Source organism: Lactonifactor longoviformis DSM 17459 (assembly GCF_900129135.1).
Classification (GTDB): Bacteria; Bacillota; Clostridia; order Lachnospirales; family Lachnospiraceae; genus Lactonifactor; species Lactonifactor longoviformis.
This window is the reverse complement of record NZ_FQVI01000023.1, coordinates 1-19,238: the sequence shown is the minus strand read 5'-3', so window position 1 is coordinate 19,238 and position 19,238 is coordinate 1. Positions and strand designations below refer to the sequence as shown.

Below are 19,238 nucleotides of genomic sequence, written 5' to 3'. Positions count from 1 at the left end.
GGGGGCACTTCGCTGGATTCTCCCTTGAGATGGCTTTCAGCCGGTGGCCTTCTCTCTCTGTCAGTTCAAATATCAGCTACTCTTCCCTTTCGTTGCCTTTTCCTGTCTTCTTCTAGTTTATTCAGAAATGCAGTTTTTGTCAATTGTTTTCTTTTTTGGATGTTCCTTGTAGCCTGCTCCGGGTTTTGTTATAATACTCTCATATGCTTTATTATTACCTATCAAAGGAGATTTTGCCATGAAAATAATTGATGCCCACATTCACTGCTGTTCCTCTCCCTATTTTGACCAAATTGCCGAAGAGGCAGCCCATGTAAACACCACGGAGCATTTGCGCACAGTTTTTCAGGAGGAGGAGATTGTCCACGGCATCGTTATGGGCAACCAGACTCTGGATCTTTCGTACCATCAGTATCCTGAGTTTCTCAGCTACTGTATCGGCCTGGACAGCAGCTGCCTGAACGCCAGGAGCCTGGCAGCCTCCATAGATAAAGTAGAACAGCACCTGCAGCGTAAGAATTGTGTGGGTATTAAACTGTATCCCGGGTATAATTCTCAATATGTTTTTGACACTGCCTACTTCCCATACTATGAGCTTGCCAAAACGTATGACAAACCGGTGGCCATCCACACTGGAGATACCGCAGGAACCGGAGGTCTCCTAAAATACAGCCACCCCCTCACTATCGATGAGGTAGCTGTGGCTTTTCCCCAGGTAACCTTTGTCATGTGTCATCTGGGCAATCCCTGGATCGTTGACGGCATTGCAGTGGTAGATAAAAACGAGAATGTTGCTGCAGATCTCTCCGGACTTTTTGAAGGCATGGTAGATCCTAAAAAAACACAGGAAAAAAGCAAAGGATACCTGGAGCACCTGCGGACCTGGCTGGGATACCTGGATCAATATGATAAACTCCTGTACGGCACAGACTGGCCCCTGGTGAATATTCCCAATTATATAGATTTTATAAAAAGCATTATCCCTGAGGCATACTACGAGGATGTATTCTATAAGAATGCACTGAGGGTATACCGCCCCGCAAATATCAGTTAAAAAGGAATCCGGCCCGCCGGATTCCTTTTTTTACTTCAGATTAAGTTTTGCCAATGCATCGGCAAATGCATTGTTAATGGGCTCCTTGGCCTCTTTTTTCTGCTCCTGGAGATATCTCTGCACGTCCTTCTTGCTGACTCCTGCTCCCTCCTTCTCCCTTCTGGCCTTGAAGGAAGAAAGCTTTTCCTTGTAGCCGCAGGAACAGATGAAAGTCTCTTCCTTGCCTTTCATATATAATTCCATCTTTTTGTGGCAGTTCGGACACCTGGCATTACTTATCTTGGATACGGTTTCTCTGTGTCCGCACTCTCTGTCCTGGCAGACAAGCATCCTGCTGTTCTTCCCATTGACAGCCAGCATCCTCTTTCCGCACACAGGGCATTTCGTGTTAGTAAGGTTATCATGACGGAATGTCCCGTCTCCCTGTCGGATCTCTCCTATGATATCCTGCGTATAGTCTCTGATATTGGCCAGAAATACTTCTTTTTTCATAGTTCCTTTTGCGATTCTGGAAAGCTTCATCTCCCAGTCAGCTGTCAGCTCCGGCTTTTTTAAATCCTCCGGGACCAGTTCCAGAAGCTGCTTTGCCTTGGATGTAATAAAAATGTCTTTTCCCCTTTTTTCCATCAGAAAGCTGTTGAAGAGTTTTTCTATAATATCCGCTCTGGTAGCAACCGTTCCCAGCCCTCCGGTCTCCCCAAGAGTTTTTACAGCGGCTGCATCCCGGGAATCCATATATTTTACCGGATTTTCCATGGCTGACAATAGCGTGGCTTCATTAAAAGGAGCCGGGGGCTTTGTCTTTCCCTTTGTCAGTTCCAGATTCTGCACGGAGTATTTTTCTCCCTTTTTCACCTCAGGGAGCATCTGTTCTTTCAGAGAAGTACCTCTGCTGTCATTTTCCTCCTCTTCCTCATCGTCCATGGGTACAGTTTCATACACAGCCTTCCAGCCCTCTTCTTTTACAATCTTTCCCCTGGCGAGAAAATTCTCGCCCTCTACGGTCGCCTTCATTGTTGTCTGTTCATAGACAAAAGGAGGATAGAGAACCGCCAGAAATCTCCGGACTACCAGATCGTATATTTTCCTCTCTTCGTTAGTCATATGATCCATCTGTACAAACTGTTCAGTGGGGATAATAGCATGGTGATCACTGACTTTTTTATCATCCACAAAAGACTTATTTGTCTGTATGGGTTTCATAATCAGACTTCCGGCAAGCTTTTTATAGGGACCCACACTGCAGGCTTTCAGACGTTCTTTTATGGTCCCTACCACATCCGTTCCGATATAGCGGGAATCTGTCCTCGGGTATGTGAGAACTTTATGGTTTTCATACAGGCGCTGCATGATATTCAGTGTTTCCTTAGCGGAAAATCCAAACTTTTTGTTGGCGTCTCTCTGAAGCTCCGTCAGATCATAGAGACCGGGAGAAAGCGTCTTCTTGGCGGCCCGCTCTATGGAATGCACGGATAGAGTTCCTCTCTTCAGCTTTTCTGCCAATTGTTCCATTCGTTCTTTCTGAAAGGAACGATAGCTCCCGGACTTCTGATCCTGCCATGTCCACTTTACCTTACCGGCCTGAAGACTAATGCCGTAGTATTCTTCCGGTTTAAAGTTTCGTATCTCTTCTTCTCTTTTTGCTATCATGGCAAGGGTAGGGGTTTGCACACGACCGCAGGACAGCTGGGCATTGTACTTACAAGTGAGCGCCCTTGTGGCATTGATGCCCACCAGCCAGTCCGCTTCTGCCCTGGATACAGCAGCTGCGTAGAGGTTATTGTATTCTCTTCCGTCTTTCAAATGTGCAAATCCCTCCCGGATGGCCTTATCGGTCACTGAAGAGATCCAGAGCCTCTTGATGGGCTTATGGCAGCCCGCCTTCTCCAGAATCCATCTGGCAACCAGTTCTCCCTCTCTGCCTGCATCTGTGGCGATGATAATCTCATTCACATCTTTTCTGTAGAGCTGGGTCTTTACTGCCTGATACTGCTTGGATGTCTGCTTAATCACAACCAGCTCCATCTTTTTGGGCATCATAGGAAGATACTCCATCTTCCACTCCTTATATTTCTTGTCATATCCTTCCGGGTCTGCCAGTGTGACCAGGTGTCCCAGTGCCCAGGTTACGATATATTGGCTTCCCTCCATAGCCCCCTGGATATTTTTCTGGCATTTTAAAACCCTGGCAATATCCCTGGCTACTGAAGGCTTCTCTGCTATCACTAATGCTTTCATTTATTCCTCCAAAATAACTTCTGTTTTGGTTTACCTAAGATACATCATTTCCAAGTATACCATTAAATTCTTTTTGTTCCAACCGTTTTTGTATTTCTCCTGTTTCTCATAGCCTCCTGCACCTTTTCATGGTATAATTTCAGTATCAACTACGAACAGGGGGCGGTGTATCGTGAAAGAACTCTTTGCATGTGCCGATCAGTATGTACAGGAATCCGACTGGAAGGATCTGGCTTTGATTAAGTTCTGCCTTTGTTCCATTGGTGTCATGATTGGCCTGGCCATACCAAAGGAACGCAAGAAATTGCCTCTGCTTCTGGCCGCAGCAGTTTTTGTAGTTACCTACATTCCTCTGATGATGAAACTCATTAAGATCATCATCCAGCGGCGGGAACAGGCATAACCTATTCATTCACACACCGGGGCCATAAGGGGCGCCTGCCCATCATGCAGGCGTCATCCGGCTCTGGCAGAAATGGTAAAAAGTCATATAATCTTCTTCCAGGATACTGCCTTTCAGATATACAAAATTAAACTCTCTGGTTGCACCGTAATTTTCAATGGCAATTTCTTTCAGCTTTCCCTCCCGGATCTCATTTCTCACCACCATCTCATAGAGGAAGGTGATTCCCAATCCTCTTTCCACAAGATATTTTATAGCCTGAAAATCCCCAATCTCACTGACTTTCCGGATCTGATCCAATTTCAGGCTGTATTCACTTAAGATAGCTTCAAAGATATCCCTGGTTCCGGAACCCTTCTCCCGGATAATAAAAGGATAGCCAAGAAGTTCGTCAATGGATACTTTCTCGCCGGAAAGAGGGTGGTCCTCTGCACACACTGCAATATACCTCTCATTTGAAAACAGAGAATAGGCATAGGCATCCTTTCTGAATTTTCCCTCAATTACTGCAAAATCAATTTCCCCTCTGTCCAGCTTTTTCAACAGGCTTTCGGTATTTTCTACCAGCATAGACACTTTGTCCCCGGGAAATTCCTCCAGATAATCCCCCAGGATCCTGGGCATCACATACTCTCCTATGCTTAAGGTTGCCCCGAATCTAAGTTGACGGCAGGGCTTCTCAGCCTGCTCCAGAAGCTTATAGATTTTTCTGCTGTTTGACTCCATGGTGAGTGCATACCAGTAAAAAATCCTGCCCTCCCCGGTAAGGGTGAGGGTGCGGGCATTCCTGTCAAAAAACTCTGCCTGATATTCCTTTTCCAGATAGTGGATGTGCTGCGTAACTGCCGGCTGTGTAATATGCAGCGCCTTGGCAGCCTTCGTATAGCTTTTCCGCCTGCATACTTCCAGAAATGTATGAATTCTAAAATCTAACATGGCCTTCTCCATAAATATATTTTATCTGCCAATAATAATTTATAATTTTATCTTATAGTAAAAAAGTGGTAGAATCAAGTTAATTCAAGAATTTAAAATAAAGGAGTGTTTTAATTGAAAAAGAAAATGAGCAGCATTTTAGAAATCATTCCGGGCTTTATTCCCTGCCTGCTAATCGCCCTGGCAGCAGAATATCTAAGTTCATTCGTCCCCGCACTGGGTGCAGCGCTGATTGCCATAGCCATCGGAATCATCTGCGGCAATACCTTTCTGAACAAGGATACGCTGAATAAAGGAACCAAATTCTCGGAATCCAGGCTTCTCGAATATTCCATTATACTGACCGGACTGACTCTTCACCTGTCGGATATCGCGGGAGTCCGTCTTCGGGGAATCCTTTTCATCGCAATTCAGCTCTCCGTCACCATATTCGGGACCTACCTCATCGGCAAGCGTCTGGGCTTCGGCAAGAAATTCTGCCTGCTTATGTCCGCCGGAAACGCAGTCTGCGGCTCTTCTGCCATCGGCACCGTCTCTCCGATTCTGAAGGCAGATTCCAAGGATAAAGGGATTTCCATCACAATTGTTAATGTTACCGGAACCTTTTTAATGGTATTGCTTCCCCTCATAGCAGGAATCTTATATCACCATGAGACCATTCATACCTCCGGACTCATCGGAGGGGTTCTGCAGTCCATCGGCCAGGTAATTGCCTCAGCCAAATTTGTGAACGACGATGTCGTACAGATGTCTACCATCTTTAAAATTATCCGCATTATTTTCCTTGTACTGGTAGCCCTTACTTTTTCCAGGATGAACACCAGCGAAGAAGATCCCCTGTTTGCCAAAACTGCATGCGGCAGTGAAAATGAGGGAAAAAAAACCAGGGTCTCCTGCAAAGTTCCCTGGTTTATCATCGGTTTCTTTTTATTTACTATTATCAACAGTACCGGAGTAGTTCCTCTGCCCATCTCCCGTACCGCCAAATTTGTAAGCAGCCAGTTTGAGATCATAGCCCTGGCAGCCATCGGCATGCGGGTCAAATTCCGGGATCTGCTGCGGGAAGGACCAAAAGCAATGCTTTACGGTGGCTGCGTAGGACTTATGCAGACAGTACTGGCGGTAACCCTTATCGGCGTTTTATTCTGACAGCCCGGCCAGCGATTTCAGGGTGCTGCCTTCCAGACGGTACCCTGTCCAATCGCTCATCTGTCTTGCTCCCAGTGACAGATAAAAATCAATACTTGGCTGATTCCAGTCCAGACAGGACCACTCCAGTCTTCCGCATTCCCTCTCCACGGCTATCTCTGCCAATGCTCGAAGCAGGGTTTTGCCTACCTTTCTTCCCCGGTATTCAGGCAAAACAAACAAGTCTTCAAGATAAATCCCGGCTCTTCCCAAAAAAGTGGAAAAATTGTGGAAAAATAACGCAAACCCTACCGGCTTTTCCTCACATTCTGCCAGCAGCACTTCTGCTTTCTTCTTCTCAAAAATCCACTCCTTCAGAAGTTCCTCTGTAGCCACTACCTGATCCAGCATATCCTCGTAGACAGCAAGGGCTTGAATAAATCCAAGGATCTGAGGGATATCCTCTTCTCGTGCGAACCGCACTTTCATATTATCGGTATTCTCCATTCTTTTCTCTCCTTATGCGTTAGATAGAAAGTTCAAAAACTTTTCCAAAGTAATAAAAAGGCCTTGTAAACATCCTGTCTACAAGGCTTTCGTAGCGAGAAAGGGATTTGAACCCCCGACACTGCGGGTATGAACCGCATGCTCTAGCCAACTGAGCTATCTCGCCAAATAATTGTTATCTGTATTTAAACAGATGAATGGGACCTATAGGGCTCGAACCTATGACCCTCTGCTTGTAAGGCAGATGCTCTCCCAGCTGAGCTAAGATCCCATATCTTTGTGCTTTGCAGGTCTTTTGCGTAACCTGCTCTGCTATTATATAATTTATAGACACATTTGTCAACCTGTTTTTTTTACTTTTTTTATATAATTTCGATGTTTTTCAACTGCTTGCCAAAGGGCCTTCCCTATGCGGAAACAGCAAGTGAGAGATGCATCTCTAATCTTACTTAATGGACAACCCAGGTCTGCCGGAAGAAGAAAACAGATGCCAGAACGGCAGGATTTGAACGGACCTTGTTGACCGATACAAGAATTGCAATTTGTATATATTTACTATAGCTGTAAAGAAAGCTCTTGAAAAGCAACAAATTGAAACTGTACAATATAGATTACATTTTGGGAACTATAACTCGAATTTTAAATTTTTGATAATATATTTGTAACCTTAATTTAATACTTTTTTATCCCCCAGCTTTCAATTAGGAATGCATTTTTTATGTATGATACACTGTCTCCTCTTTTTACCACTTTTTGTCCGTTTTTATGTACATTTTATACTTTTTATGACAAAAAGCAGGTTTTTCCGCCGACATCCGGCAGAAAAACCTGTCTTTTATTCTTTATTTAAAGTAGGCTACACCTGATTCAAAAATCTGTATATCCTGCTCTCCGTAAATATTAATGGCAACGCCGTCGTCTCTCCGCTCTGAGTGGGCCATTTTGCCCAGAACCCTTCCGTCGGGACTTGTAATTCCTTCGATGGCAGCATAAGAGCCGTTCACATTCCACTCTTCATCCATGGAGATATTGCCGTTCAGATCACAGTACTGCGTGGCAACCTGGCCGTTTGCAAACAGCTTGTCTATCCAGTCCTGCCCTGCGACGAATCTGCCCTCACCATGTGATGCGGGATTGGTATACACTTTCCCCAGCTCAGCCTTCTGCAGCCATGGGGATTTGTTTGTCACCACTTTGGTATATACCATCTTAGATATATGGCGGCCGATGGTATTATACGTCAAGGTGGGAGAATCCTCCGTCTGCCCTGTAATCTCTCCGTAGGGCACAAGACCCAGCTTAATCAGCGCCTGGAATCCATTGCAGATTCCCAGGGCAAGGCCGTCTCTTTCGTTCAGAAGGCGCATAACTGCCTCCCTGATCTTTTCATTCTGAAATGCAGTGGCAAAAAACTTGGCAGAACCGTCTGGCTCGTCTCCTGCGGAGAAGCCTCCGGGGAACATAATAATTTGGGCCTGATTGATGGCTTTCTCAAAGCTCCTCACAGAGTCCCGGATGTCCTCTGCGTTCAGGTTCCTGAATACCTTTGTTACAACCTGTGCTCCTGCCCGCTCAAATGCTTTTTTGCTGTCATATTCACAGTTTGTACCCGGGAATACGGGAATAAACACCGTGGGTTTGGCTGTTTTATGTCTGCACACGTAGATTTCCTTCGCATCATATAACCGGCTTTCTATTTCTGCAGTATCCTCTGCGGCTTTGGATGGGAACACCTTTTCCAGCGTACCTGTCCATGCCCTCAGAGCCTCCTCCACCGGAATCTCAACGTTGGCATAGCGGAATACTCCGTCATCCTTTACCTCACCGATCAGGGTATAGGCCACTCCAAGTTCACCGACTTTTCCCTCTTTTACTTCACAGATTAAGTCTCCGAATCCCGGCGTAAACAGATCTCTTTGATCTACACTGTGCTCAATTTTAACTCCAAGCTTGTTGCCGAAGGCCATCTTGCTGACCGCCGCAGCAATCCCCTGACGATCCAGCGCATAGGCAGACAGCACTCTGCCCGCCTGTATATCCTCATAAAGCTTCTGGTACTGTTCCATCAGCCCGGGATAATCCGGCAGATCGTATTCCCCCTTTGGCATCCGGACCCAAATCAGACGGCTTCCCGGTGTCTTAAGCTCCGGCGTGATAACATCCTGCTGCTTTGCCACATTCACGGCAAAGGATACAAGTGTAGGAGGAACATCAATCTCATTAAAAGTTCCGGACATACTGTCCTTGCCTCCGATGGAAGGAAGACCAAAGCCCATCTGTGCCGCATATGCCCCCAAAAGTGCTGCAAAAGGCTGGCTCCAGCGGCTTGGATCCTCTGTCATTCTTCGGAAGTATTCCTGGAAAGTGAATCGTATCTTTCTGTAATCACCGCCGGCTGCCACGATCCTGGCAACGGACTCTACCACCGCATATACAGCTCCGTGATAAGGGCTCCAGCTGGACAGATATGGGTCAAAGCCATAGCTCATCATGGTTACCGTATTCGTCTTGCCGTTCTGTACCGGGACCTTGGCCACCATAGCCTGGGTCTCTGTGAGCTGATACTTTCCGCCGTAAGGCATAAATACAGATCCTGCCCCAATGGAGCCATCAAACATTTCCACCAGACCTTTCTGGGAGCAGGTATTTAAATCTGCCAGTGTATTCAGCCACTTTTCTTTTACATCACCGATTTCTTCCCTGCAGAATATCGTTCCCTCTTTACCGGGAATGTCTACGTAAACCTCTGTCTCCTGGTGGGCTCCGTTAGTATCCAGGAAAGCTCTGGAGATGTTTACAATCTCTTTGTCTCTCCATACCATAACTAATCTGGGAGATTCCGTTACCACTGCAACTTCAACAGCCTCCAGATTCTCTTCCCTGGCATATTCCAGGAACTGCTCCACATCCTTCGGATCCACTACCACTGCCATCCGCTCCTGGGATTCGGATATGGAGATTTCTGTACCGTCCAGACCGGCATACTTTTTAGGCACTTTATCCAGGTAAATCTGAAGTCCGTCTGCCAGCTCACCGATGGCAACTGAGACACCGCCGGCCCCAAAGTCATTGCACTTTTTAATGATGCGGCTGACTTCCTCTCTGCGGAATAAACGCTGGATTTTACGCTCCGTAGGTGCATTACCTTTCTGTACCTCTGCTCCGCAGGTCTCAATGGATTCCTCAGTGTGCACCTTGGAGGATCCTGTGGCTCCTCCGCAGCCGTCACGCCCGGTTCTCCCGCCCAATAGTATAATGATATCTCCCGGATCGGAATTCTCACGGATTACCGCCCGTCTCGGAGCAGCCCCCAAAACAGCACCAATCTCCATTCTCTTGGCTACATAATCCGGGTGATAAATTTCCTTTACATATCCGGTTGCCAGACCGATCTGGTTTCCATAGGAGCTGTAGCCCTTAGCTGCCCCCTGTACCAGTTTTTTCTGGGGAAGCTTTCCTTTCAGCGTATCCTTCACGGAAACCGTGGGATCTGCAGCCCCCGTCACGCGCATGGCCTGATAAACATAGGTACGTCCTGACAGCGGATCACGGATGGCTCCGCCCAGACAGGTAGCAGCCCCGCCGAAAGGCTCTATCTCTGTTGGATGATTGTGGGTTTCATTTTTAAAGTTAATCAGCCACTCTTCATCTTTTCCGTCCACATCCACAGGTACTACAATGCTGCAGGCGTTGATCTCATCAGATTCCTCCTGATCCTGAAGTTTTCCCTCTGCTTTTAATTTGCGCATTGCCATCAGAGCCAGATCCATCAGACAGACAAACTTGTCCTCTCTGCCCTTAAAAATCTCTTCCCGATCTGTCAGATATTTCTCATAGGTAGATACCATAGGGGCTTTATACTCCCCTTCCCCGAAAGTAACCTTCTTAAGCTCTGTGGAAAACGTAGTATGGCGGCAGTGGTCGGACCAGTAAGTATCCAGCACCCGAATCTCTGTCATAGAAGGATCTCTCTTTTCCACTTCCCTGAAATAGTTCTGGATATGCAGAAAGTCTTTGAACGTCATAGCCAGATTCAGGGAGGCGTACAGTCCTTTCAGTTTCTCCTCTTCCATATCCGCGAATCCGTCAAAGATCATCACATCTGCAGGCTCTTCAAACTTGGTCACAAGGGTCTCGGGTTTTGTGAGATCTGTTTCCCGTGAATCTACCGGGTTTATACAGTGATTCTTAATTGCCTGGAATTCTTCCTCTGTAATATCTCCCTCTATCACATAGGTAGTAGCTGAGTGAATAATAGGTTCTTCGTCTTCCTTTAAAAACTTCACGCACTGAACCGCTGAGTCAGCTCTCTGATCAAACTGTCCCGGAAGATATTCCACGGAGAATACTCTGGCCTTTTCCCCCATCCCGAAGGTTTCATGAAACAGTACGTCTACCGGTGGTTCAGAGAAAACAGTCCTGCAGGCTGCCTGAAAAATCTCATCGGAAAGATTCTCCACATCATACCGGATCAGCACTCTCACCCCTGTAACTGTTCTGATTCCCAGGTAGCTGCTGATCTCATGCTTCAGTTCCTTTGCCTGCACGGCGAAATCTGGTTTCTTCTCCACAAAAACTCGTCTTACGTTACTCATCAACGACTCCTTTCCTGCCTTTTTAAGGATGGCAAATCCATGATTGCATTCTTATAGTTTTTATATTATCATAAGAAATATCATTAGTAAAATTAATATATCTTATATGATTTATAAGTTGTGTAGTGTACACAGGAAGGAGTTTTTCCATGGATATCAGCTATGAACTGTACAAAGTGTTTTACTATGTTGCCGCTACCCTCAGCTTCTCCGAGGCCTCAAAAAGGCTTTATATCTCTCAGTCCGCCGTCAGCCAGTCCATTAAGACACTGGAAAAAAAGCTGGGCCAGCCCCTGTTTATACGCAGCACAAAAAAAGTGCTCCTGACCCCGGAAGGAGAGGTACTCTTCCGCCATATAGAGCCTGCGGTCAATCTAATCCACAAGGGAGAAGAACAGCTGATGGATCCCAATCAGCTCGGAGGACAGCTGCGCATAGGAGCAAGCGATACCATATGCCGCTATTTTCTGGTTCCATATCTGAGCCGGTTTCACAAAGAGTATCCGGAGATCCATATTAAGGTTATGAATCAGACCTCTATTGGATGCGCAGATCTCCTGGAAAGCGGGCAGGTAGATATTATTGTCAGCAATTTCCCCAATGTCCGTCTGAAAGGCTACGGTACACTGCGAATGATCAAAGAGTTTCAGGACGTATTTGTGGCAAATGAAACCTATTTTAACTTTCGGGGAGAATCCCTCTCCTTCTCTCAGCTTCAGCGGCTGCCCCTGCTTATGCTGGACCGCAAAAGCACAACCAGCGAGTTTCTCCACGATCTTTTTTCCCGGCATAATCTGAATCTCGTCCCTGAGGTAGAGCTCAGCAGCAATGATTTGCTCATTGACTTAGCCCGCATTGGCCTTGGTATCGCATTTGTCCCTGATTATGCGCTGGATTCCTATGACAATTTATATCGTTTGAAGCTGGAAGAGACTCTTCCCCGCCGCTTTCTTGCTCTTGCCTCCAATGAACAGATCCCCCCCTCCGCTGCTGTTCAAAAATTTATTCAGTATTTTGATCCGGCAGAAAGCTAGAAAAAAGAAGCCCTCTGCAGACTATATCCCTGCAGAGGGCTTCCCACTCAACTCAAATTCCTTATACGTTAGCGATTACTTCTACTTCACAAAGAACATTCTTGGGAAGCGTTTTCACCGCAACACAGGAGCGGGCAGGCTTGCCCACAAAATATTTCGCATATACTTCATTAAATGCCGCAAAATCACCCATATCAGCAATAAAACAGGTAGTCTTTACTACCTTTTCAAAGCTGGTGCCTGCTGCCTCTAAAACAGCTCCCAGATTCTTCATCACCTGTTCTGCCTGCTCTTCAATAGCAGTCCCTTTAATCTCTCCCGTTGCCGGATCAATGGGGATCTGGCCAGATGTAAATAAGATGTCGTTTAAAACCATTGCCTGAGAATATGGTCCGATTGCTGCGGGTGCCTTGTCTGTGCTAATAACCTTCATTTTGTTATCTCCTCTCCGATTGCTCCCGGCTTCTGCTGCTTGCCCAGCACCGGGAATACTTTGACGTTCCGTCAATATATTCATTATAGACTGGAACCCGGGTGATGGTCAAGAAAAGTTTTTGTATATTGACCAAAATTTTTGTATTTCCTGTTTTACCCCTGACAGTGCACATACCTGATACCCCTCCCACTCCGGCGGAAATAGCTGGCGGTATTCTGACTGGAGAAACCGTTCATCCAGAAGCAGCACAATCCCCCTGTCTTCACTGGTACGAATTACCCGTCCTGCCGACTGCAAAACTTTATTCATACCGGGATAGCGGTAGGCGTAGTCAAAGCCGTTGATTCCCCGTTTGTCATAAAACTGCTTTAAAATTTCCCTTTCATTGCTTACCTGGGGAAGCCCTGTCCCCACAATCACAGCTCCTATGAGACGCTCCCCATATAGGTCAATTCCTTCGGCAAATACACCTCCCAAAACACAAAAGCCGACCAATGTACCTGTTTTGCCTGGGGAAAATTCCTCCAAAAATTCCTCCCTTTCTTTTTCATTCATGGCAGTATCCTGAAGAATACACCTGCAGGACTCAAGGGCAAACTCTTCCCGGAAAATGTCATATACATCCTCCATCATCCGGTATGAGGGGAAGAACACCATATAGTTTCCCTCTCTGCCCCTGACCAGACAGGATATATAAGCCGCTATCTTCCGGTATTCCTCATACCCGCGCCGGACATACCTGCTGCTTACATCCCGTCCCAGCAAAAGACAAAGGTGCTCCCTCTCAAAGGGAGATTTGGCATACATGGCATAGTCATCCTCCCGGGTGCTGAACAGGCTCCTGTAATATGCCAGGGGAAGAAGAGTAGCAGAAAAGAAAACAGCGCTGTTTCCTTTATTCAGACAGTTCTGAAGATTCGCTGCAGGATTAACACAGAAAAGGTTCACAGAGAATCTTTCCTGCTTCCGTTCGCAGTAGATCACATAGTTCTCGTCCAGCAGATCATACATATTCAGAAAGTGTCTCACCTGAAATGACAATTCCAGAACAGCACGGCTGATTTCCTCTTTATGAGCTTCCTCCAGAAAATTTTCCATCTCTCCCAGCAGATTCATAAGACTGATGGGAAAGGTTCCAAGATTGGGCAGCACTTCGCAGGTTTCGCATTCCTTTTTATATTCCAGGAGCTCTTTGCTGCATTTCCCCAGAAGCCGCTCCAGCTTTTTGCCCTGTCCTTTCACGATTCTCTTTGCTTCCAGGAAATCTTCTTTGTACAGGCAGGCGCTGTACATCTTACGTCCCCGCTCTACCAGATTGTGGGCCTCATCGATCAGAAAGAGATAGTCTCCCTTCATCCCCTCACCAAAAAAACGCCGGAGGTGTACATTGGGATCGAATACGTAATTATAATCGCATATTATCCCATCCACCCAGGAGGCAGTATCCAGACACATTTCGTAAGGGCATACCTTCCATCTTTCCGCGTGTTCCTCCAGCACTTCCCGGCTGTAGGGCTTATCCTCTCCGAGAAGTGCAAACACCGCATCATTTACTCTGTCAAAATGACCGTCCGCATAAGGGCAGTGCTCCGGATTGCAGTTCATCTCTTCGCAGAGGCAGAGCTTTTCTTTTGCAGTAATGGTTATTGTCTTATAGGATAATCCATGCTCCTTTAAAATGGCAAAAGCCTCTTCTGCCACTGTCCTTGTTATGGTTTTAGCTGTGAGATAAAAAATTTTGTCCCCATGTCCCTCACCCACAGCCCGCACCGCCGGAAAAATAGCTGACATGGTTTTCCCCACTCCTGTGGGCGCCTGAATAAACAGCTGCCGTTTATGGTGTATGGTACGGTACACACCTGCCACCAGTTCCCTCTGTCCCTCTCTGTAGGGAAAGGGAAATTCCAGGTGCTCCATAGACTCTCTGCGTATTTTTTTTCGCCTGTACTGAAAGTCCGCCCATTTATAATATTGCTCCAAAAGCGCTTCAAACCACTCTGTCAGTTCTCTCAGAGAGATCTTCTCCTGAAAGCGTTTGATATTTTCAGATTCCAGATGGCAGTACGTCATCTGAATGGTAACAGCCTCCAGCCCCCTCTGGCTTCCGTATATATACCCATAACACATGGCCTGGGCGCGGTGAACCTCCACAGGTGCAGTCAGAAGAGAGAGATCCAGATATACCCCCTTAATCTCGTCAATCATCACCTCATTTTCTTCTTCGCAGATTCCGTCGGCCCTTCCCTCCAGTTTTATGATAAATTCTTCATATTCCTTTTCAAATGTCAGCGGAACCTCCGGGCGGTAGGATGCCTTCATCTGCTTTTGTATCTTTCGATGCAGACGGCTACCCTTCTGCATGGCCTCGCGGTCTGTTCCGCTTCCCACTCTGTTGTCCAGACTGCCGCTGCGAAGTATAAACTCAACCAGATTTCGGACGGATAATTTTATAATTGTCTTTTCTTCCATATCATCTATAGCGCAAACAAGCGCAAGACAATCCATTGTCCTGCGCCTGTTCTTCTCCTGTCTTTTATGCTACTGCATATTTATTCAAGAAATTCAAAAACTTTTCGTCACGTCCAAAGCACTTTACGGTCAATACGCGAGTCAAATCCATGCTGAATACACCCAAAATTGATTTTGCATCAATTACCACGCGGTTGTAAAAAACATCAATATCAAAATCGCACCTGCTGGCTTCTGTCACAAATTCTTTTACATCCTCAGTGGCTGGTAACTTAATCTGACGTTCTATCATAGTTATCACCCTTTCATACAAAAACACATATAAATTTTTTCTACTGTATTATTGCACTTGTTCCAGAATTTGTCAACTCAAAGGTAGGACAACCGACATCTCCTGTATTTTGGACTTTTATGAAGATTTTCTTTAAATACTGGATCTTCGCAGCGTTTTTTCACCAATTTTTACAGACGCCCCTCCGGGGAGCTATGGTTTGTTAATTTATTAACACCTTTTACCTAATTTATCCAGTAATATTTTGTCATATTTTACGCAGTATTTATTCCTCTAAAGCTTTTGGAAGATACGTATAGGCATCCTTCAGATAAGTATTATCGATCTGTCCGAAGGTTCCTGCATCAGCCGCCTCCGCAAAGGAAGTATCGATGGGCATCTTTCCCACCAGAGGCACATTCAGCTCTGCTGCCACCTCTTCAATATGGCTGTCCCCAAAGATCTTAAATTCTTTTCCGCAGTCCGGACATTTCACATAGCTGTAGTTCTCCACAACACCGAATACGGGCACATGCATCATATCAGCCATATTATAAGCTTTCTTTACGATCATATGCACCAGTTCCTGGGGAGACGTTACAATGAATACTCCCTCAATAGGAAGTGACTGGAAAACTGTGAGGGGAACATCCCCGGTTCCCGGCGGCATATCAATAAACAGATAGTCCAGTTCGCCCCAGATCACATCTGTCCAGAACTGTTTGACCATATTGGAAATTACCGGTCCTCTCCAGATCACAGGCGCATCTTCCTTGGGAAGGAGAAGGTTCACTGACATGATTTTGATATCGTTTTCTGTAATCATAGGGTAAATTCCCTGATCGTCTGCCTGTGCTGCGCCTTTCAGTCCATACATCTTAGGAATAGACGGACCTGTAATATCCGCGTCCATAATACCTACCCTATAGCCCTTTGCTGCCATCTGATTGGCCAGGGAAGCAGTCACAAAAGACTTTCCTACCCCTCCTTTTCCGCTGACCACTCCGATTACCTTTTTAATCTCAGAGTATCCATTGGCCATCTCCTTGGAAATCCCTGCTCCTTTTTCTTTGCTTTTACATCCTTCACAACTCTCTTTTGTGCATGTTGTGCTGCTGCAGTCTCTGCTCATGACTTTTTACTCTCCTTTTCTTTCCTTTACTTTATTATACGGCCTTATTTCATAAACCGGTCGATCGCTTTGTTCAGTTCTTCCAGGGCCTCATGATCCCCGCTTTCCACCGCATCTACGATGCAGTGCTCAATGTGATCCTGAAGAATCACTTTTCCTGTATTATTAATAGCTGCTTTGACTGCGGAAAGCTGTATCAGCACCTCGCTGCAGTCTCTGCCGTCCTCCACCATACGCCGTATGGATTCCAGATGTCCGATTGCCCTGGAAAGACGGTTCAGCACTGCCTTGGTATGCTCATGGCTGTGCGTGTGGCCGCCCGGACCGTGTGAGTGTGTTCCCCCATGGGTATGCTCTACCACTGTCCCATCTTCCATAATGTGAGTATGTGTATGCTTCTGCTCTTCCATACGTCCTCCTTAGATTTCTGTAAAAGTATATCTCTGTTTGATTTTGGATGTCATAATGTCATATACTATGCTTCCATCCTCCAGTACACTTTTTTCATAAGTGAAGTGTTCTTCTCCCTGAAATTTTTCTTCTATATATTGATCCAGATTCTCAACCGCGATTTCTTCAAAAAAAACGTCCCGCATCTGATTGCCGGAACACAGATTAAAAATCTCCCATACAGCTTCATATTCCTTCAAGGTTCCGTTCTCCTTTACTTTCTCCTGTGGCACTGCTGCCTATAGCTTATATATTATATCACACTTTTCCTTTTTCTCGATCTACTTTTATTATATTTTAGTATTTTTTTAGGAAAGGAATTGCCAGCTGTCAAATTATGTCGTATCATAGATGTAATCTATTCTGGGAGGAAATAAAGATATGCAGCTTTTAAAAGAACGTATTCTGAAAGATGGAACGGTAAAACCGGGAAACATACTTAAGGTAGACAGCTTTCTGAACCATCAAATGGATATCCCCTTTATCAATGAACTGGGCAAGGAATTCAAAAGACGTTTTTCTGATGTTCCCATCACCAAAATTCTCACGATAGAGGCTTCCGGCATTGGGATTGCCTGTATCGCAGCCCAATATTTTAATGTTCCGGTAGTCTTCGCCAAAAAGGCGCAGAGCCTGAATCTGGACGGAGATATGTATACCACTAAAGTAGAATCCTATACTCATAAAAAAGTGTACGATGTAATTCTCTCCAAAAAGTTTCTAAGCGCCGAGGATCATGTTTTGATTATCGATGATTTTCTGGCAAATGGCTGTGCCCTTCTCGGGCTGATCGAGATCGTCCGGAGCGCCGGTGCTGCCCTGGAAGGGGCCGGTATTGTGATCGAAAAAGGCTTTCAGGACGGCGGCCAGCAGATCCGTGACATGGGAATCCGTCTGGAATCCCTGGCTATTATAGAATCCATGTCAGACACCTCTCTGACGTTCCGTTAGCGCGTATTTCACATTGCTATGATACCCCCGGCGGTATAGGAAAAAACTTCTGTTTTTTTGTATACCGCTTTTTTATTACATAGGAAACTTTATTCCCTATGTAATAAAAAACCCTCCGGGGGATCACACTGCGGCGGAAAGGAAGATGCTGTCTGCGGCAACAAGAAAGATTTTTTTCACAGTCTCGCCCAATCTGGTATGGCTATTTTTGACAAAACTGGCTATTTTAATCAGTCCATTTATCCGGTATAGTATTTTATAAGTAAGAAACAGAAAGGGAGTATTTTAATGAAGATAAATACAAAGAGAATTGTGATGACTGCACTTTTTGCAGCACTTGCCTGTGTTGCCACCATGTCTATTCGCATCCCCACCCCTGGAACCAACGGGTATATACATCCCGGAGATGCCATTGTAATCCTCTCCGGAATTATCCTTGGCCCGGTATATGGAGCACTGGCCGCCGGTCTGGGTTCTGCAATGTCTGATCTTTTGGGCGGATATTTTATCTATGTTCCTATTACGTTCATGATCAAAGCCTTAGTTGCCATGCTTAGCGGATATGCCTTCAAAAAGATTTCACACAAAGGAAAGCACCAGTTTGCCGGAGTGATCGCCGGAGGCATCATTGATATAATTCTGGTTGCAGGAGGATATGGACTCTGTGAGGCCTTCCTCTACAGCCCCGCCGGTGCCCTTGCCAGCCTTCCGGCCAACCTGATTCAGGGATGCGGGGGTCTTATCATAGCGGCTATCCTCTTCCCGATTCTTTCAGCAGTCCCTGATGTGAAACGGCTGATTGCTCTTTCTCATTAGATTTCTCACACACAGCAAATGCCAGGCGTTTCACACTGCCTGGCATTTGTATTCTCTTATTCTTTTATCATCTGATAGTAATCCAGTTCTTCATATCCAAGTCTTTGATAAAGCTTAATAGCACCCTGATTCTCAGCCGTGGCCTCCAGACGGAACCTCTTTGCTCCGGAATACTCCTTTTCCAGCCATTGAAACACCTTTTTTCCATATCCTTTTCCTCTGGCCTGAGCCGTAAAATATAATTCCTCTACCCAGACCACCATCCCCCCGGCTTCATTGCTCCAGGTAAACGCCAGAATACAATATCCGCAGAGACCATCCTCGCCTTCTATCACCAGCATCCTGGCATAGGTCTTTTCTTCCTTCAGACACTCCTCAAAGGTTTTCTCAAAATTCTCCCTCTCCAGCGGATGCAGGCAAGCCCCTGTTCCTGTATAGAAATTATTCACCATATCCCAGACAACTTCTCTGTCCTGGGGTTTTATATCTCTGATCTTCATTATCTGTTCCTCCAAACTTTTCAAATTCTGTTATCCTTCGGGCAGATATGCCCGGAACTCGTATGTGGGTCATTATATCATTTTAAGGTTTATTGATCAAATGATAGTTTTGTGTATGTGAAGTTCGAAGTGAAATAGTCGGCCAGCGCAGTGTTGCAGACGGACGGTCAAGGGAGGAGGTCTTGGGGCCAGGGGTACTGGGTGGATCTGCTTGCTACTGCGTTTCTCCTTAGCTAACTGCCTGGCCGTTCACTAAGAAGCTCAGGAAAGCCTTCGCTCCTAAGTGACCGCCGGCAGTGGATCTTCGGACGCACTCCG

General features: G+C 46.0%; 18 protein-coding genes, 2 tRNA genes and 1 other annotated feature (1 of these 21 running past the window's edge). Of the genes, 6 read left to right on the top strand and 14 right to left on the bottom strand.

Annotated elements, in window-relative coordinates; all coding sequences use genetic code 11:
* Positions 1-102 (bottom strand) — a binding site (T-box leader) (it extends 130 nt beyond the left edge of the window).
* 15 nt (positions 103-117) lie between these two features.
* On the bottom strand, positions 118-240 hold the full coding sequence (locus BUA56_RS23910) for a hypothetical protein (protein ID WP_278320872.1): 123 nt from the start codon (positions 238-240) through the stop codon (positions 118-120).
* Between BUA56_RS23910 and BUA56_RS17075 the strand changes: the two genes are divergently transcribed.
* On the top strand, positions 239-1,054 hold the full coding sequence (locus BUA56_RS17075) for an amidohydrolase family protein (RefSeq protein ID WP_072853905.1): 816 nt from the start codon (positions 239-241) through the stop codon (positions 1,052-1,054). The genes BUA56_RS23910 and BUA56_RS17075 overlap by 2 nt on opposite strands.
* Before the next feature lie 30 nt (positions 1,055-1,084).
* On the opposite strand, the gene BUA56_RS17070 is transcribed toward BUA56_RS17075, so the two are convergent.
* The gene (locus tag BUA56_RS17070; RefSeq protein WP_072853903.1) at positions 1,085-3,292 is read right to left on the bottom strand and encodes a DNA topoisomerase III; all 2,208 of its coding nucleotides are present in this window, start codon (positions 3,290-3,292) and stop codon (positions 1,085-1,087) included.
* A 172-nt stretch (positions 3,293-3,464) separates the two neighbouring features.
* Here BUA56_RS17070 and BUA56_RS17065 point away from each other — a divergent pair, with 172 nt between their 5' ends.
* Positions 3,465-3,695, top strand: coding sequence for a permease of phosphate ABC transporter (locus tag BUA56_RS17065; RefSeq protein WP_072853902.1), 231 nt, complete (start codon positions 3,465-3,467; stop codon positions 3,693-3,695).
* 42 nt (positions 3,696-3,737) lie between these two features.
* Here BUA56_RS17065 and BUA56_RS17060 read toward each other — a convergent pair whose 3' ends face one another.
* Entirely contained in the window at positions 3,738-4,631 is an 894-nt protein-coding gene (locus BUA56_RS17060) for a LysR family transcriptional regulator (protein WP_072853900.1), read from the bottom strand.
* A 126-nt stretch (positions 4,632-4,757) separates the two neighbouring features.
* Here BUA56_RS17060 and BUA56_RS17055 point away from each other — a divergent pair, with 126 nt between their 5' ends.
* Positions 4,758-5,780: a YeiH family protein gene (locus BUA56_RS17055; RefSeq protein WP_072853989.1), complete on the top strand. Its 1,023-nt coding sequence runs from the start codon at positions 4,758-4,760 to the stop codon at positions 5,778-5,780.
* Here BUA56_RS17055 and BUA56_RS17050 read toward each other — a convergent pair.
* The 4 genes from BUA56_RS17050 to BUA56_RS17035 form a co-directional block, all read right to left on the bottom strand.
* Entirely contained in the window at positions 5,772-6,266 is a 495-nt protein-coding gene (locus BUA56_RS17050; RefSeq protein ID WP_072853898.1) for a GNAT family N-acetyltransferase, read from the bottom strand. The two genes, BUA56_RS17055 and BUA56_RS17050, sit on opposite strands and share 9 nt — an antisense overlap.
* A 92-nt stretch (positions 6,267-6,358) precedes the next feature.
* Positions 6,359-6,432 (bottom strand) — tRNA-Met (locus tag BUA56_RS17045).
* A gap of 32 nt (positions 6,433-6,464) precedes the next feature.
* Positions 6,465-6,537: transfer RNA gene (locus BUA56_RS17040), tRNA-Val, on the bottom strand.
* Between the two features lie 571 nt (positions 6,538-7,108).
* Positions 7,109-10,861 carry a phosphoribosylformylglycinamidine synthase gene (locus BUA56_RS17035; protein WP_072853896.1) on the bottom strand — a complete coding sequence of 1,251 codons (3,753 nt, stop codon included), beginning with the start codon at positions 10,859-10,861 and terminating at the stop codon, positions 7,109-7,111.
* A gap of 149 nt (positions 10,862-11,010) precedes the next feature.
* Between BUA56_RS17035 and BUA56_RS17030 the strand changes: the two genes are divergently transcribed.
* Positions 11,011-11,895 carry a LysR family transcriptional regulator gene (locus BUA56_RS17030; RefSeq protein ID WP_072853894.1) on the top strand — a complete coding sequence of 295 codons (885 nt, stop codon included), beginning with the start codon at positions 11,011-11,013 and terminating at the stop codon, positions 11,893-11,895.
* Positions 11,896-11,956: 61 nt separating this feature from the next.
* Here the strand turns inward: BUA56_RS17030 and BUA56_RS17025 are convergent, their stop codons facing one another.
* From BUA56_RS17025 to BUA56_RS17000, 6 genes are all read right to left on the bottom strand, one after another.
* Positions 11,957-12,328: a RidA family protein gene (locus BUA56_RS17025; RefSeq protein ID WP_072853892.1), complete on the bottom strand. Its 372-nt coding sequence runs from the start codon at positions 12,326-12,328 to the stop codon at positions 11,957-11,959.
* A 108-nt stretch (positions 12,329-12,436) separates the two neighbouring features.
* Positions 12,437-14,800 carry an ATP-dependent DNA helicase gene (locus tag BUA56_RS17020; RefSeq protein ID WP_072853986.1) on the bottom strand — a complete coding sequence of 788 codons (2,364 nt, stop codon included), beginning with the start codon at positions 14,798-14,800 and terminating at the stop codon, positions 12,437-12,439.
* Positions 14,801-14,864: 64 nt separating this feature from the next.
* Positions 14,865-15,092, bottom strand: a complete 228-nt coding sequence (locus tag BUA56_RS17015; RefSeq protein WP_072853890.1) for an HPr family phosphocarrier protein — start codon at positions 15,090-15,092, stop codon at positions 14,865-14,867.
* 265 nt (positions 15,093-15,357) lie between these two features.
* Entirely contained in the window at positions 15,358-16,203 is an 846-nt protein-coding gene (locus BUA56_RS17010) for an Mrp/NBP35 family ATP-binding protein (RefSeq protein WP_072853888.1), read from the bottom strand.
* A 44-nt stretch (positions 16,204-16,247) separates the two neighbouring features.
* A complete protein-coding gene (locus BUA56_RS17005; RefSeq protein WP_072853886.1) occupies positions 16,248-16,613 on the bottom strand; it encodes a metal-sensing transcriptional repressor in 366 nt (121 codons plus the stop codon).
* 9 nt (positions 16,614-16,622) lie between these two features.
* Positions 16,623-16,853, bottom strand: a complete 231-nt coding sequence (locus BUA56_RS17000) for a hypothetical protein (RefSeq protein WP_072853884.1) — start codon at positions 16,851-16,853, stop codon at positions 16,623-16,625.
* A 181-nt stretch (positions 16,854-17,034) separates the two neighbouring features.
* On the opposite strand from BUA56_RS17000, the gene BUA56_RS16995 reads away from it, so the two are divergent.
* Both BUA56_RS16995 and BUA56_RS16990 read left to right on the top strand, forming a co-directional pair.
* Entirely contained in the window at positions 17,035-17,604 is a 570-nt protein-coding gene (locus BUA56_RS16995) for a xanthine phosphoribosyltransferase (RefSeq protein WP_072853882.1), read from the top strand.
* Positions 17,605-17,892: 288 nt separating this feature from the next.
* Positions 17,893-18,420, top strand: a complete 528-nt coding sequence (locus tag BUA56_RS16990) for an ECF transporter S component (protein ID WP_072853880.1) — start codon at positions 17,893-17,895, stop codon at positions 18,418-18,420.
* 56 nt (positions 18,421-18,476) lie between these two features.
* Here the strand turns inward: BUA56_RS16990 and BUA56_RS16985 are convergent, their stop codons facing one another.
* Positions 18,477-18,920, bottom strand: coding sequence for a GNAT family N-acetyltransferase (locus BUA56_RS16985; protein ID WP_242946786.1), 444 nt, complete (start codon positions 18,918-18,920; stop codon positions 18,477-18,479).
* Between the last annotated feature and the right edge of the window lie 318 nt (positions 18,921-19,238).